The sequence below is a fragment of the Mesorhizobium sp. WSM4807 genome, assembly GCF_055811615.1.
Genome location: NZ_JBVVQY010000008.1, coordinates 92,963 through 107,743, shown reverse-complemented (window position 1 = coordinate 107,743; position 14,781 = coordinate 92,963). Strand labels below are relative to the sequence as shown.

Sequence of the window (14,781 nt, the reverse complement as noted above, 5' to 3'; positions counted from 1 at the left end):
CGTTATGGAACAGGAACGACCGTTCCTGGAACGAGAATTCCTGTTCAGCGCCTTTCTCGCCCGCACGCCTGGCGGGGGCACCGAGCGTTGAGCCCTGCGACCTAATAACCGCAGCGCAAGGCATGGCATCCACGCATCCGCGGGAAGCGGCAATTTGGCCTAAGCTTTGACGGCGCCCGCGCGCCTGACGACGCGTGCCGGGTGCTCGTGAACCGAGCCCGCTTCTTCTTCGGCAGGCTCAGGCGGTCTCGGCCATCCGGATTCGCCCCCTGGCGCGGGCAGCCTGTCGGCTGCTGACGGTCGCCGGCCAGCCGGCCGGCGTCGATTTTGTGGTGGCCTTCCCCGGAAGCGGGGTGGGCGGCACTCCCTTCTAGGCCAGCCGCGGCATCCCGCAACCCTTCGCTTCGCTTCGGGTCCTCCTCTTCGTTCCGGTCCTTCGGATGCGGTCCGCCTCCGACGGCGGGCCTTTCCGGTCGCGTCTCGCCGCCCACCCCGCTTCCGGGGAAAGGCGCGGCGAGTGGTTAGCGGAGGACGAAGGAATGCGTGCAAACAACAAGCATTCCGGCAGCCGCGAGGCTGGCGCGGGCAAGGGCGGGCGCCCGGGCGCCAGCCTTTATCACGAAATCACGGACCGCATCATTGCCGAACTGGAGCGCGGCACCGTGCCATGGGTCAAGCCCTGGGGCAGGGCAAAGGCAGCCCTTGGCCTGCCCAGGAATGCAGCCACCCAGCGGCGCTATTCCGGCATCAATATCCTGATCCTGTGGGGCGCCGTCATCGAGCGCTCATACCCCAGCCAGAACTGGCTCACCTTCCGGCAGGCGCTTGCCCTTGGCGGCAATGTCAGGAAGGGCGAGCGCGGCACGACCATCGTTCACGCTGACCGCTTTATTCCCAAGGACGAAAAGGAACGCGCCAAGGCCGATGGCGACGAACCGCAGGCCGTGCCTTTTTTGAAGCGCTTTACCGTCTTCAATGTCGCGCAGTGCGATAATCTGCCCGACGATCTCCATGCCGCCGCCGAGCCGCTGCCGGCGCGCGAAATCGTCCCGCAGGCCGAGCAACTTATTCGCAGAAGCCGTGCGGATTTCCGTATCGGTGGCGATCGCGCTTTCTACATGCCCGGAAGCGACACCATCCAGGTGCCGCCGCAGCCGGCTTTCTTCCACCAGATCGACTACTACCGGACCTGCTTTCACGAGCTTGGCCACTGGACCGGCCACCCGACGCGACTCGGGCGCGATCTGACAGGCTCGTTCGGCTCCAGGACCTATGCGCGCGAGGAACTGGTTGCCGAGATCGCCGCAGCCTTCATCTGCAGCAGTCTCGGCATCGAGCCGACCGTGCGCCATTCCGATTACATCGGCTCATGGCTGACGGTGCTGTGCGAGGACAATCGCGCCATTTTCCGCGCGGCCAGCCATGCCTCGAAAGCCGCCGACTTTCTTCTTGGCTTTAACGCCGAGGCCGAAGCCGCGCAACAAGACGAGATCGCGGCATGAGCGCGCCCGATCCCGACACCCTGCAGACCGAACCGACCCCGCAAGGCGAGCAGACGCTCATTCCCGTGTCCGGCCGGTCACCACGCGCAACCGCCTTGCCCTTTTGGCCCACGCGCCGCGCAGAAGCCGCTCGATATCGGGCTGTTCGATGACGCCGCCAGAAATCAACTCGACCTGATTTGAGAGGAGTTTTCCCATGATCTTGATCACCGACGAACTGCGCGCCCAGCTGCTCGCCAATGGCGCAACCGACATCGAGACCGACCATGTCCCGGTGGTAAAACTGTTCGATCCGACCGGGCCAGCAACCTGGCTTCTCACCGAACTCGACGCCGACGGCGACACAATGTTCGGCCTTTGCGACCTCGGCTTCGGCTTCCCCTGAACTCGGCAGCGTCAGCCTTGCCGAGCTTGCAAGCGCCCAAGGGGCGGCTTGGCCTCGGCATCGAGCGCGACCTCTGGTTCAAGGCGCGCTTTCCGCTCTCCGTTTACGCCCAAGCGGCGTGCAGCGCCGGCCACATCACCGAAGCCGAGCGGCTGCTGCGACAGGCAGCAGAGGCCCTCGGCAACGCCCATCAAGCTTCCGCCGAACACGGCGGAGCAAGAGCGCCGATAAGGCGCAAAACCGTCCCCGCCGCATCGGCCTTCGGCCATCCCCGGCGGGGACAATCGCACCCCAAACGAAGGAGAAAGACCATGCAGCTTGCCCATATTCCGCTCGACTGACTGAACATTTCCGCCCTCAACTTTGCGCGACGCAAGACGCGCACCGGATATCGCCGACATCCTTCCGTCCGTCCGCGCGCGCAGCGTCCTCGTGCCGCTTCTGGTGCGGCCCAACGGCTCGCCGGAAAGCTTCGAGATCGTCGCCGGACGGCGACGCTATTTCGCCGCGAAGTCGCTCGCCGACGAGCGCGGCGAGGGCGATGCCTTGCCCTGCGCCATCATGGAAGACGGCGACGACGCCGATGCGCTCGAGGCCTCGCTGATCGAAAACTTCGTCCGCCTCGATCCCGACGAGGTGTCGCAGCGGGAGACGTTTTCGCGGCTGATCAAGGAGGGCCGCAGCGTTGCCGACATCGCCGCCACTTTCGGCATCACCGAACTTCTGGTCAAACGCATTCTGGCGCTCGGCGACCTTTTGCCGAAAATAGGGGAGGCCTATCGGCGCGAGGAAATCGACGCCACGACGGCACGCCATCCGACATGGCCTCCAAGGCGAAGCAGAAGGATTGGCTGGCGGTTTATGCCGATCCGGAGCAATACGCGCCGCGCGGCGACCAGTCGAAACAATGGCTGTTCGGCGGCCAGTCGATTTCCTCAGAGGTGGCGCTGTTTGCCGTCGAGGATCATCCGGGCCTGATCGTCTGCGACCTGTTCGCGAGAACAGCTATTTCGCCGATGCCGACCTGTTCTGGCAAAAGCAGAACGAGGCGATCGCCGCCAAGCGCGACGCCTATCTGGAAGCCGGCTGGCCCGAGGTGGCCGTGCTGGAACCGGGGCAGCATTTCCAGTCATGGGACCACAAAAAGACGCTGAGGAAGAAGGGGCGGCAAGGTCTTCATATCAGACTCGCATCGCGGCGCGGTCGAGTGCCACGAGGGCTGGCTGTCGCGCAAGGAGGCCCGCCGCGCCCGCGCGCAAGGCGAGGGCGGCGAGCACGAAGAAACCCCCGTCAAGCCGTCGCGACCGGAACTCACCGGGCCGATGCAGAACTATGTCGATCTGCATCGCTACGGTGCCGTGCGTACCGCCATGCTCGACCATCCGGGTGTCGCACTGCGCCTGATGGTGGCGCATGCCGTCACAGGTCCGGGCCTGTGGCAGGTTCGCCGCGAGCCGCAGCGCACCGCCAATGAAGCGTGGCGGCAAGCCTCGCAGCTTGCAAGGCCGAAGCCGCATTCGCCGAAAAACGGCGCGAGGTTCTTGCCCTGCTCCGCGCCGGACGAGGAGGGAGCGATAGCCGGCGGCAATGGCGACGCCTTTGCCCTCGCCACCGTCTTCGCCCGTTTGCTCGCACTTTGCGACGACGACGTCTTGTCATGGCCGAGACGCTCGAGGCCGGCAGCGCCGTGGTCGAAGCGGTCGGCAACCAATCTGAGCATCGACTGGGCGCACCGTCGATCAATGGGCCGGGGTCCAGCCGCTGTTCGTCCGCGAATAGGTGCCAAGCCGGGCGGCGGCTCTTTCGAGTGCCGCCGCCCCGCTTGCCTGCCGCTGGAATACTGGCTGATGCGAAAACGAGGCGATGACAGCCCGATCACGCTGACCGGCGAAGCCGGCTTGGCTCCGTCGAAGATCCGTTTGGCTCCATATACACCGTGCCTTCGCGCACGCCACGGCTGATGATGGAAGTCGGCTTCGGCGTGTCGCTGCCCTCGCGCCGGCGCTTCCATGGCGAGCCGGTCATTCGCTGATATCGCAAAAGTCCTGAAACACCCTTCCCAGACCAGACGCGCCTGGTTCCCCTTAGCTGGTGCCATTGCGTCGTCATGGGGTCAGCTGGCACACGACTGGATTGGATCGAGGTCATCTGACGCCGGTCCTGCCTCGACTGACCCAGATCAAGGCCATGTCCTCGTCGGCGTGGTTTGATCGACAGTCCTTCAAGGGAAAACGCATGTGCTGACCGACAGCCTGATCGTCGCTCCCAACGTCTTGACAATCCAGACCATACGGCGGGCAAATGACGATTCACCGGCCAGGAACCGACGTGAGAAACCCGCTTGAGGCGATGCGGCGGGCACTGGATCGCAGCGCAATCGATGCGCGACATGCGGCTCGACTCCAGCAACGTCTCACGAAGATAGTCAACGCGCTGGCGGCACGCTGATGGCCGGCTTTGACGACAGCTTCGACATCATTGTCGTTGGCGCCGGGCCGGTCGGACTTTCCTTCGCCGCATCGCTTGCCCACAGCGAGCTCAAACTGGCGGTTGTCGAAGGGCAGTCCCTGCAAACACTGGCAAGTGCGGCTTTCGACGGTCGCGAGATCGCGCTCACCCACGCCTCGACTGGAATCCTTCGCGAGCTCGGCGCCTGGGATGTTATCCCCGCTTCGGACAAGTCACCGCTTCAAGGCGCACGCGTCCTCAACGGATCGAGTCCTTTTGCGCTGTGTTTCGATTCCCCCGACGGATCCACGGAACCACTGGGCGTTCTGGTTCCGAATTGCCGGATCCGCGATGCCCTTTTCAAGATCATCCGCTTGCAGGGCCATGCCCGGCTGCTGTGCGGCCACTCGGTCGCGCGTGCAACAAACAGCCATCAGGGAGCAGTCGTAACGCTCTCCAATGGCAGGCAGCTGACCGCTCGGCTTCTCGTTGCCGCCGATTCGCGTTTGTCCGCCACCCGCGATCTGCTCGGCATCGGCGCCGATATCAATCGGCTTGGCAGCTCAATGCTGATTTGCCGGGTGTGGCACGAGCGCCCCCACCACCAGATCGCGATCGAATGGTTCGACCACCATCAGACGATAGCGATGTTGCCCCTCGCGCGAGGCATGTCGTCGCTGCTTTTGACTTTGCCCTCAAACGAGGCCGACGGACTGCTTGCCCTCGACGACGAGTTGTTCCTGATGGAGTTGACGAAGCGCTGTCGAGGGCGCCTCGGCAACATGAGCTTGGCAAGCAGCCGCCATATCTATCCGTTGGTCACCACCTGGGCCCACATGTTCCGGGCGCCGAGCGCCGCATTGATAGGCGACGCTGCCATTGGCATGCACCCGGTGACCGCGCATGGCTTCAACATCGGCCTCGGCGGCCAGAGGCAACTCGCCCGTGGTATCCTGGCAGCATGGCGCGACCGTCGCGACATTGCCGATCCCGACATGCTCCACAGATATGAAAGCCGACTGCGCCTGTCGGCGGCGCCGCTCTACCATGCTACGAATATTCTCGTCGGACTCTACTCAAGCGAGCACCCGGCGGCACGGCTTGCAAGACATGTGGGGCTGCGCTTCGGCCAGCATCTTCCCTTTGTCCGTCATGGCATTGCGGCCATGCTGAGGCGGTGAACCGCAGTCATCATAGCATCATCGTCAGCGTGCTGGCGTCGTAACAGGCTGGCGAGTTTGGTTCGATGTGAGAAATTTGTCGGCCGGCGCCACCCAGACGTGGTCCCAGCCACGCCCAATTCCGCCTTCGATGTGTTTACGGCGTGGATGGTTATCATCCAAACAATCAATTTTGCCAATCCTGCGGACCCTATTAGGAGCGTGACCGAAATCAAGTGCCTCGGCCCGCAGGTCTGCCCGGTGCAGGAAGCGGCCCCGCTTCTCAGATTGGTGTGCCCGGGTCCCCGACGCTAGCGACATCTGACGGCATTTGCAGCGCCGGTGATTGCTGCCTTAGCGAGGTGGGAATTTGACCCATAAAATCGATCATGAACTGCTGAATCGAGAAATGGCCGCAGACGATCCATGGCGGCTCGATGGCAACCCGTTCGAGCGGGAGCGCCACACGCAAATTCTCCGGTTGTCACTTGCGCAAGGTCCTGTCGCAAATGGGCTCGAAGTCGGGTGCGCTGCTGGCGCTTTTACGGAACGGCTAGCCCCCATTTGCCAGCGGCTCACTGTGATCGATGTCGTCGAGCCAGCGATTACGCGAGCACGTTTACGCATGAAGGAGCCGCCGCACATCAGGTGGATAATCTCCGATGTTCAACAATTTTCGAGTGATGAGCTGTTCGACCTGATCGTCGTGGCGGAAGTTCTTTACTACGTAGGAGACCTCGTTCAGATCCGCGCAGCAGTCCGCAACCTGGTAGGCCTGCTTGCGCCAGGCGGGCACCTGGTTTTCGGGTCGGCACGTGACGCCAATTGCCAACGCTGGGGGCACGCTGCTGGTGCAGAGACCACTATCGCCATGCTGAACGAATCGTTGACCGAGATCGAGTGCATCGAGTGCCGGGGCGCGTCGATCAATGAAGACTGCCTGCTGGCCCGCTTCCGAAAGCCGATTTCCGCTTTCTGATGAAACGAATTGTCGAAGTTGATTTGGAGACACTGTGCGCTTCTGTGGTGTCAAGCTGATCCTATATGTGGACGTATAAGAGCGCCCGATTGCGACAAGTTAGCCGGGTCCGGGCGATGGTCACTTCTGCTTAGGTATATCCGGCGTCTTCATGGGGCTCGATGTTCAGGGCCGCGAGCCTCGAGGGGGTTTCGCGGACTTCCACCTCAACGGCCCCCAGACGTCGGCCGAAGCCTTTCCGCTCCACACATCAGGGTCGGAAGCGACGGGGTGACCGTTCCCCCACCTCTGCCATTTTGCGTAAGGCGCATTGCAAGGATGTGCGGTGTAGTATCGCAACCTTGGCAGGGAAATCCGCTGTCGCGTTTCCCGTGCACCCTTCCGGCCTTGCGGTTCTGTCGGCATCGAGCCTCATCACACCATCGAAACGTCCGCCGTTTCATCGCGCTTGGAGGCGGGGCATTCCTGCCCCTCCCAAGACCCCGCCCAGACCAACGTGATTGCCGTTGGATCGCAGCCACAGGCGTATGCCGCCTTGGCCCCGCATCATGATTTCGCACATGAAGACGAACCAAAGGGCCTTCGAGCCCCTTGGAGCCCTGACCAAGCCTGCGCGGATTAGATGCCGCCGGCGTCTTGCCACCGGTACACGCATAAGCGGATCTCTCCCTCCCTCTCATCGAGGTCTGCGCACACCACAAGGCTTTGGCTACTTTTCGAAGATGGGATTCCCGGGGCCTGGCGAACCTGGAAATTGCCAGCCCATATGCGTGACTGTGTTCATGACGGCGCATGTCAGTTCGGTGACATGTTGCTGAACCTGTTTCAGTAGAAGAGCCAATGCTCTCGATGATCGCAACACGGCGCAAAGCCGATAGGCGCTCTGGCGCGAGCGTGCCAAGGCCCGCCAAGCCCCTTTGAAAATACCCAAAAAATCAAGAAACGGCTTTACCCAATAAATGACCGATAAATACCCAGATGGAGCGAAGTCCTTATTTTGCATGGCCCCCTATGCGGGACGGGCTCTATGACTGCCGCCACCGAACCTCAAAGGTGTTTCGGCCCAGGTGGGTGACGATCCCTAGCCGGGAAAGCGGCACTCCTCGTCGGGGGGCCGTCGGTCCCGTGTCCCGCCTTCGGCGGCGCTATGCTGACACTCCTACCGGCTGCCCTTTTAACCGATCTCGTCGTTGCAGCCAGTCCCGCGTCCCGGCCCTTCGGCCGGCGCAAGTGCTGACGCTCCTTAGGCTGCCTCTTCTGTGTGCGGCGATCTTTGATCCCTCGCACGGAATGAAAACTTAGGGGCCAGCTCCTTCGCGCATTTCAGGCCTCAGGTGCTCAAGCTGGGTGTTCCAGTCGGCCAAAACCTCAAACAATTCGTTCGAAGTAGCGCCATCCGGGTGCGCCCTCCTTCCGCTCTCCAGGTGCTTTCACCGACAGTCCGGTTGACAGGCAACACTCGAGAGCATTGACCAGACGATTCCTGTTGGCGAGTGCGACCATCGCACCATTGGCATGCCGTCTTGCCGCAACTTGTCGAGCCAGAGCTTCGCGGAACCTGTTTGCCGCCGGCGATCCAGAGCTGCGCGATCGTGCGTCAACGCTCGCCGCGTTTGCTGACGCCTATCGGGCCCATCCTCCACTTGATCGCTGCTTCGGCACGAGGCGCAGCCACGCCGCTGGCGGCCGCTCTTGAGGCAGGTTGTGTCACCAACAGCTGCCATCGGTGCGTCGCCGCTATCGGGGCCAATCGAGCACGACCAGAAGGTTCAGATCAAGGCCTTTGAAACGCATGGTTTTAGCATCCATAGCGTGGATGCTCTCGATCTAAACAATCAATTTTACCAATCTGGGCGGGTCGTTCATAGACCCCCACATGACATGCACCGCCGCTGCTCTACCGCGTGAGGTGCACAAAAGAACCCAAAAAGAGGAAGTCTTCGCATGCGCAATGACGTGCAGTGGAGGTTGTGCTGGGAAAATGAGTTGCAGCTTTCCGATCACCTCGAACTCTCTGAGTTCTTCCGGAAGACCTATGAGCCGACCGGAGCCTTCAATGGAATGCAATTCGAAGGCGGTCGAAGTTGGGCCGGTGCAAGGCCGGAGGTCCGCGCAATCGGCTATGATGTGCACGGGGTAGCCGCTCACTTGGGCCTGCTGCGCCGATACATCAAAGTTGGCGACGTTGATCTGCTGGTCGCTGAACTCGGTCTATACGGGGTGCGTCCGGATCTTGAGGGGCTGGGAATCGCCCATTCGATTAGCGTCATGTACCCAGTGCTGCAGCAGCTTAGCGTTCCATTCGCTTTCGGCACGGTTCGGCAAGCGCTCCGGAACCATGTTGGGAGGTTCTGCCGCAAAGGCTTGGCGAACATTCTGACGGGCGTTCGCGTGCGTTCAACCCTCCCGGACGTGTACCCCGATCTGCCTTCCACGACGCGAGTCGACGACGACGTACTCCTCATGGTGCTCCCAATTGGACGCTCGATGAGCGAGTGGCCGGCCGGCACTTTGATCGATCGGAACGGTCCAGAGCTATGACCTCGGATTTGTTATCCGCTCGCTTCCTCAAATTCACAGAAAAATCTGAGATCTCATGAACCTCTTTGCCCCAGCCAGTATTGTTGCAGTCTGCTCTTATGCGCTGCTGTCGACCGTCTATAAGACCGCGCAGGTGTTTTATACCCTGCCTACAAACGTACCGCCGACCTCGGGCGAACCCGCCGGCTGTGAGCCTTGGCCGAGCGTCGATGTCATTATCCCGTGCTACAACGAGGCTCCTCGCACCCTCTCGGACTGCCTGGCTTCCATTGCAAGTCAGGACTACGCCGGAAAACTGCAGGTCTATGTTGTTGATGACGGTTCTGGAAACCACGATGCCCTCGTAGGTATACACGAGGAATACGCGCGCGACCCGAGGTTCAACTTCATTGCGCTCCCAAAGAATGTCGGAAAGCGCAAGGCACAGATTGCGGCGGTTCGCCGCTCGTGCGGAGATTTGGTGCTCAATGTAGATTCGGACACGATACTCGCGCCGGACGTCGTCACGAGGCTTGCGCTAAAGATGCAAGATCAAGCGATTGGCGCCGCCATGGGCCAGTTGGCGGCTAGCAATCGCAGTGAAACTTGGCTGACGCGGTTGATTGACATGGAATACTGGCTCGCCTGCAACGAAGAGCGGGCAGCGCAGGCTCGGTTCGGTGCCGTCATGTGTTGCTGCGGTCCGTGTGCCATGTACCGGCGATCCGCGCTTGTTTCGCTCCTGGATCAATACGAGACGCAGCGCTTTCGAGGGAAGCCGAGCGACTTCGGTGAGGACCGCCACCTTACGATCCTGATGCTGAAAGCAGGCTTTCGAACAGAGTATGTCCCGGAGGCCGTCGCGGCAACAGTCGTTCCCAGCAGCATGGGTCCCTATCTGCGCCAACAGCTTCGCTGGGCCCGGAGCACGTTCCGGGACACGTTGCTGGCGCTCCAACTGCTGCGCGGCCTTAATATTTATCTCACATTGGACGTGATTGGGCAGAATCTTGGCCCATTATTGCTCTCTTTGTCGCTCCTGGCTGGGCTCGCGCAATTCATAACGACAGGTACTGTGCCCTGGACGGCATGCCTGACGATCGCGGTCATGACTATAGTTCGCTGCAGCGTGGCAGCGTTTCGTGCGCGCCAACTTCGATTTCTCGGATTCTCGCTCCACACACTCATCAACATCTTTCTCTTGCTCCCATTGAAAGCATACGCGCTGTGTACATTGAGCAATAGCGATTGGTTGTCGCGAAGCTCGGCCGCCACTGTGACAGACATCGGCGGCGCCCTTCCAAAGCCCGCCTTGGTGGCATCTGACGCAGCTTACAGCGAACAGCAATAGTCACGTGATCGCAGGTGGAAGAGTTTTGAGCCAGGACCAGGAAGATCAAATGTTGAGTCGGAAGTTGGACCCAGAGGATTTGCGGCGGATCGAGACTGGTTTGATCGAACGGGAGTTTCACGGGCAGACAAGCGCGAAAAGCTCCGTGCCTGACTCTCTGTCGACCGTGGCAGTCGATTTTGCCGGCGTAACCAAGTCGTATGGGAACAAGGTCGTTGTCGACGAACTGTCGTTCTCCGTTGCGTCGGGAGAGTGTTTCGGCCTCCTCGGACCAAACGGGGCGGGCAAAAGCACGATTGCGCGTATGCTCCTCGGCATGACATGCCCTGACGCGGGCGCGATCACGGTGCTCGGCGTGCCAGTGCCGGCGCGCGCTCGGCTGGCACGCAGGGGCATTGGCGTGGTCCCGCAATTCGACAATCTTGACCAGGAATTCACCGTACGCGAGAACTTGCTGGTGTTCGGACGCTACTTCGGCATGAGCACACGCGAGAGCGAAGCGGTCATCCCGTCGCTTCTCGAGTTCGCTCGCCTCGAGCGCAAGGCGGATGCGCGCGTCTCGGAACTGTCCGGCGGCATGAAGCGATGCCTGACGATGGCGCGGGCGTTGATCAACGACCCCCAGCTCATTGTGATGGACGAGCCGACCACCGGCCTCGATCCGCACGCGCGCCACCTGATCTGGGAGCGGCTGCGCGCCCTGTTGGCACGCGGCAAGACGATTATCCTGACGACGCATTTCATGGAAGAGGCTGAGCGATTATGCGATCGGCTGTGCGTGCTCGAAAGGGGTCGCAATATCGCCGAAGGCCGCCCGCAGGCGCTGATCGACGAGCATATCGGATGCCAGGTCATGGAGATTTACGGCGGCGATCCGCACGAGTTGCTTTCGCTGGTCAAGCCACATTCCCAGCGCATCGAGGTGAGCGGCGAAACCCTTTATTGCTACGCGCCCGACCCTGAGCAGGTGCGCACGCAACTGCAGGGGCGAGCAGGTCTGCGCCTTCTTTTGCGTCCAGCCAATCTCGAGGATGTTTTCTTGCGGCTGACCGGGCGCGAGATAGAGGAGTGAACGATGATTGAAGATTTTGCGGCGGCGTTGCCGGCCAATGCGTGGAACTGGGTTGCAGTGTGGCGCCGCAACTATCTGGCATGGAAGAAAGTCTCACTCGTGACGATTCTCGGTAACCTTGCCGATCCTATAATCTACCTTTTCGGACTCGGCACCGGCCTCGGCATAATGGTCGGCCGCGTCGACGGTGCGTCATATATCGCCTTTTTGGCGGCCGGCATGGTCGCGGTAAGTGCGATGACCGCCTCTACCCTCGAAACATTGTACGCGGCTTTCGCTCGCATGCACTCTCAGCGCACTTGGGAAGCAATGCTGTACACGCACGTTACCCTCGGCGACATCGTTCTGGGTGAACTGGCGTGGGCAGCCACCAAGGCCTTCTTGGCCGGTACGGCAATCACCATTGTCACCGCAACGTTGGGTTATGCAGCCTGGCCGTCCGTCCTCTATGCGCTGCCAATCATTGCTCTCACTGGGTGCGTGTTTGCGAGCCTTGCGATGGTCGTCACCGCGCTTTCGCCCAGCTACGATTACTTCGTGTTTTACCAGACGCTTGTCCTCACACCTATGCTGTTCCTGTCCGGTGCCGTTTTCCCATTGAATCAGCTGCCTGACGCCTTTCAGAAGATAGCGCGATGCATGCCGCTGTCACATTCAATCGACCTCATTCGTCCGGTTATGCTTGATCGCCCGATCGTCGGCATCGCCCTGCACATCGGGGTGCTCGGCCTGTACGCGCTGTTGCCATTCTTCCTCTCGATGGCGCTGTTGCGCCGCCGACTGATGCGCTGACGCGAAGAGAAGGAGATAAACGATGCGCTATGGACTTCGTGCTGCCAATAAAAACGACATCGCCAACAGAAATCGGCATGCCACGGAGGGTCTTCGGTGGCATCCACTCAATCTATCAACGTTATGGGCCGCCCGGCACCTCGATCACAGGATGTCATGTTGATTCCGGCCGAAGAGAATTTCTTTGAGCCCGATCATGTTTGACTGGCGTTCGTGGCGCGAACGACAACGCGGCCTGTGTTTCTGATCAGACGGCCAATTTAATATTCCTGTACGACAAATGGAGAGCGAGATGCTGTGTCTAGGATTGAACGGCGGATTGGACAAAGTCTATGAAAACAGATTTCAGATTTCAAACACATTCATGCACGATGGCGCTGCGGTGCTCGTCCGGGACGGACAGGTCATTGCGGCGGTAGAAGAGGAGCGCCTCAATCGGATCAAACATTCCAACAAGCTCCCAATTAGTGCGGCTCAATACTGTCTTTCAGCCGCTGGGGTTCAGCTCAGCGAAATCGATCGTGTGGCTTTCTACGCTACCGAAGCCTATAGCAACGCCATGCTCGAAAACATGCTAGCTTCCCAGCCGGACGCCTCCATTCCGTTGGACGCTAAACTGTTGATGCAGAGGCTGTTGGCGCAGGAGTTCGGTACCGAGCTCGACGCTTCGCGTATCTCATTTGTAAGTCATCATCAGGCGCACGCCGTGAGTGCTTTTGCAATGTCGGGCTTCGAGCAAAGTCTGATTTTCGCGATTGATGGCTCTGGTGATTTCCTGTCGGGCCTTGTGGCGGTAGGATCTGGTACTGAAATTACGCAACTTGCGACTTTCCCGGAGAACAATTCTCTCGGGCAATTTTATCTCGAGACGATCCGGTATCTCGGCTACGGCTTGTTCGATGAATACAAGGTAATGGGGCTTGCCCCCTACGGCGATCCCGTTCCCTATCGCGAGCTTTTCGAGAAATTCTATGAACTCTCTGCAAACGGCGAGTATCGCGTCCACCTGGACCGCATCGGTCCGACTTTGCTCCGCAGCATTCAGGTTCGGCAAAAGGGAATGCCATTCACCCAGCAGCATATGGATGTGAGTGCGTCGCTACAGGAAGCGCTCGAACGCATCGTGTTTCACATTCTTCGCCATTATCGTGAGGCCACCGGGATGACGCGGTTGTGCCTGGCCGGCGGAGTTGCGCACAATTGCTCCATGAACGGCAAGCTGCTCTATTCAGGACTTTTCGAAGACATCTTCGTGCAGCCCGCATCGCATGACGCTGGATGCGCATTAGGCGCCGCGCTAATCGTGTCTAATGAGTTGGGCCGCCCAGCGCCGCGTAGGCGATTGCAGGAGGTCTATTGGGGGCCGGAACTCGCGAGCGATCACGCTGTCGAAGAGGAACTAAAGGCATGGGCGGGGCACCTGGAGTTTGAACGCACTGAGGAGGTGGCGGATAGGGCAGCCGAGTGGATGGTCGGTGGCGCCGTGATCGGCTGGGTGCAAGGTCGTTCGGAGTTCGGGCCGCGAGCGCTCGGAAATCGCAGCATTCTTGCCGACCCCAGGCCCGCTTCAAACAAGGACCGGATCAACGCTATGGTCAAGAAGCGGGAAGGATATCGCCCGTTCGCCCCATCAGTTTTGGAGGAGGATGCGCGCGAATTTTTCGACCTCCCGGGCAGTGCGTGCGAATTTCCCTTCATGAATTTCGTAGTTCGTGTGCGCGATTCCAAGCGTGATTTGCTCGGCGCCATCACGCATGTCGACGGTACGGCTCGGCTGCAAACAGTATCGCGCAAGGCCAGTCCGGCCTACTGGGACGTCATCAATGCCTTCAAGCAGCGGACAGGCATCCCAATTCTGCTCAATACGTCCTTTAACAACAATGCCGAGCCGATCGTGGATTCAGTTGCAGACTCGATTGCCACGTTCCTGACGACAGAGCTGGATGGACTTGTGGTCGGGCCGTACCTCGTCAAAAAACGGGCCGCAACGCTGCAGGATTGGACTGCGCTCGCTGTTTCATTGCCGCCCTATGTATCCCTGCATAAAGTCCGCGCATACACGGCGCAGGATCGCCACGAGACCGTCTGCGAAATCCGAACGGATCACCGTGACTGTGCGCGTATTTCACATGACCTGTTCGATCTGCTGACGCGGATCGAAGGCGAAGCCGTGCTCGCGGATCTCCTCGACACAATTACGCTGGATCAGGGCCAGCGCGAGGCTCTCACAGGAGAACTGCGAGGATTGTGGGAGCAGCGCCACGTTCGGATGCATCCCTCGCAAGCTGCTCGCGTCCACCAAAACTGATGCCAAAGTCTGGACGACCGATAACAGCTGCCCAAACACCGGTCTGCACCTTCATATGATGGTCTCCAATCCAATTGACCGAGGCAAGGGTCCTGATGATTGCGTCTGCCGCGAGCATGCATGTTCGCTCCAGCTAACGCTTATTGCAGACGCGGATCAGCAATGGATTTGCTTACCGGTGGCTCAAGACAGCACGAGTTCGTCGTTTCTCGACGGCGTACCGGGTCGGTGACCGCCCCTGCGACATCAGCTTGGTGTTGCGCA

General features: G+C 60.4%; 11 protein-coding genes and 1 pseudogene. 11 read left to right on the top strand and 1 reads right to left on the bottom strand.

Translation table 11 applies throughout. The annotated features are described in order from the left end of the window. The first annotated feature begins 539 nt into the window (after positions 1 to 539). Positions 540 to 1,502, top strand: a complete 963-nt coding sequence (locus AC0L3N_RS12895; RefSeq protein WP_473547936.1) for an ArdC family protein — start codon at positions 540 to 542, stop codon at positions 1,500 to 1,502. A gap of 57 nt (positions 1,503 to 1,559) precedes the next feature. Here the strand turns inward: AC0L3N_RS12895 and AC0L3N_RS12890 are convergent, their stop codons facing one another. Beyond that, entirely contained in the window at positions 1,560 to 1,700 is a 141-nt protein-coding gene (locus AC0L3N_RS12890; protein ID WP_473547935.1) for a hypothetical protein, read from the bottom strand. Between AC0L3N_RS12890 and AC0L3N_RS12885 the strand changes: the two are divergent. The 10 genes and pseudogenes from AC0L3N_RS12885 to AC0L3N_RS12840 all read left to right on the top strand — a co-directional run bounded on the left by AC0L3N_RS12885 (position 1,699) and on the right by AC0L3N_RS12840 (position 14,517). After that, positions 1,699 to 2,118 (top strand): annotated as a pseudogene (locus AC0L3N_RS12885) (DUF2958 domain-containing protein). The gene AC0L3N_RS12890 and the pseudogene AC0L3N_RS12885 sit on opposite strands and share 2 nt — an antisense overlap. 132 nt (positions 2,119 to 2,250) lie before the next feature. Continuing rightward, a complete protein-coding gene (locus AC0L3N_RS12880) occupies positions 2,251 to 2,865 on the top strand; it encodes a ParB/RepB/Spo0J family partition protein (RefSeq protein WP_473547933.1) in 615 nt (204 codons plus the stop codon). A gap of 344 nt (positions 2,866 to 3,209) precedes the next feature. After that, positions 3,210 to 3,848 carry a hypothetical protein gene (locus AC0L3N_RS12875; protein ID WP_473548084.1) on the top strand — a complete coding sequence of 213 codons (639 nt, stop codon included), beginning with the start codon at positions 3,210 to 3,212 and terminating at the stop codon, positions 3,846 to 3,848. Positions 3,849 to 4,334: 486 nt separating this feature from the next. After that, the gene (gene ubiM / locus AC0L3N_RS12870; protein ID WP_065010661.1) at positions 4,335 to 5,516 is read left to right on the top strand and encodes a 5-demethoxyubiquinol-8 5-hydroxylase UbiM; all 1,182 of its coding nucleotides are present in this window, start codon (positions 4,335 to 4,337) and stop codon (positions 5,514 to 5,516) included. Positions 5,517 to 5,865: 349 nt separating this feature from the next. Further along, complete coding sequence (gene nodS / locus AC0L3N_RS12865; RefSeq protein WP_095780356.1) at positions 5,866 to 6,474, top strand: nodulation methyltransferase NodS; 609 nt, start codon at positions 5,866 to 5,868, stop codon at positions 6,472 to 6,474. A gap of 1,944 nt (positions 6,475 to 8,418) precedes the next feature. Beyond that, positions 8,419 to 9,015: a NodA family N-acyltransferase gene (locus AC0L3N_RS12860; protein ID WP_065010659.1), complete on the top strand. Its 597-nt coding sequence runs from the start codon at positions 8,419 to 8,421 to the stop codon at positions 9,013 to 9,015. A gap of 55 nt (positions 9,016 to 9,070) precedes the next feature. Continuing rightward, positions 9,071 to 10,345, top strand: coding sequence for a chitooligosaccharide synthase NodC (gene nodC, locus AC0L3N_RS12855; protein ID WP_065010658.1), 1,275 nt, complete (start codon positions 9,071 to 9,073; stop codon positions 10,343 to 10,345). 49 nt (positions 10,346 to 10,394) lie between these two features. Next, positions 10,395 to 11,417 (top strand): nodulation factor ABC transporter ATP-binding protein NodI, encoded by a 1,023-nt coding sequence (nodI, locus tag AC0L3N_RS12850; RefSeq protein WP_473548074.1) that lies wholly within the window; start codon positions 10,395 to 10,397, stop codon positions 11,415 to 11,417. A 3-nt stretch (positions 11,418 to 11,420) separates the two neighbouring features. After that, positions 11,421 to 12,209 carry an ABC transporter permease gene (locus AC0L3N_RS12845; RefSeq protein WP_473547932.1) on the top strand — a complete coding sequence of 263 codons (789 nt, stop codon included), beginning with the start codon at positions 11,421 to 11,423 and terminating at the stop codon, positions 12,207 to 12,209. Between the two features lie 292 nt (positions 12,210 to 12,501). Beyond that, positions 12,502 to 14,517, top strand: a complete 2,016-nt coding sequence (locus tag AC0L3N_RS12840) for a carbamoyltransferase family protein (RefSeq protein WP_473512044.1) — start codon at positions 12,502 to 12,504, stop codon at positions 14,515 to 14,517. Positions 14,518 to 14,781: the final 264 nt, after the last annotated feature.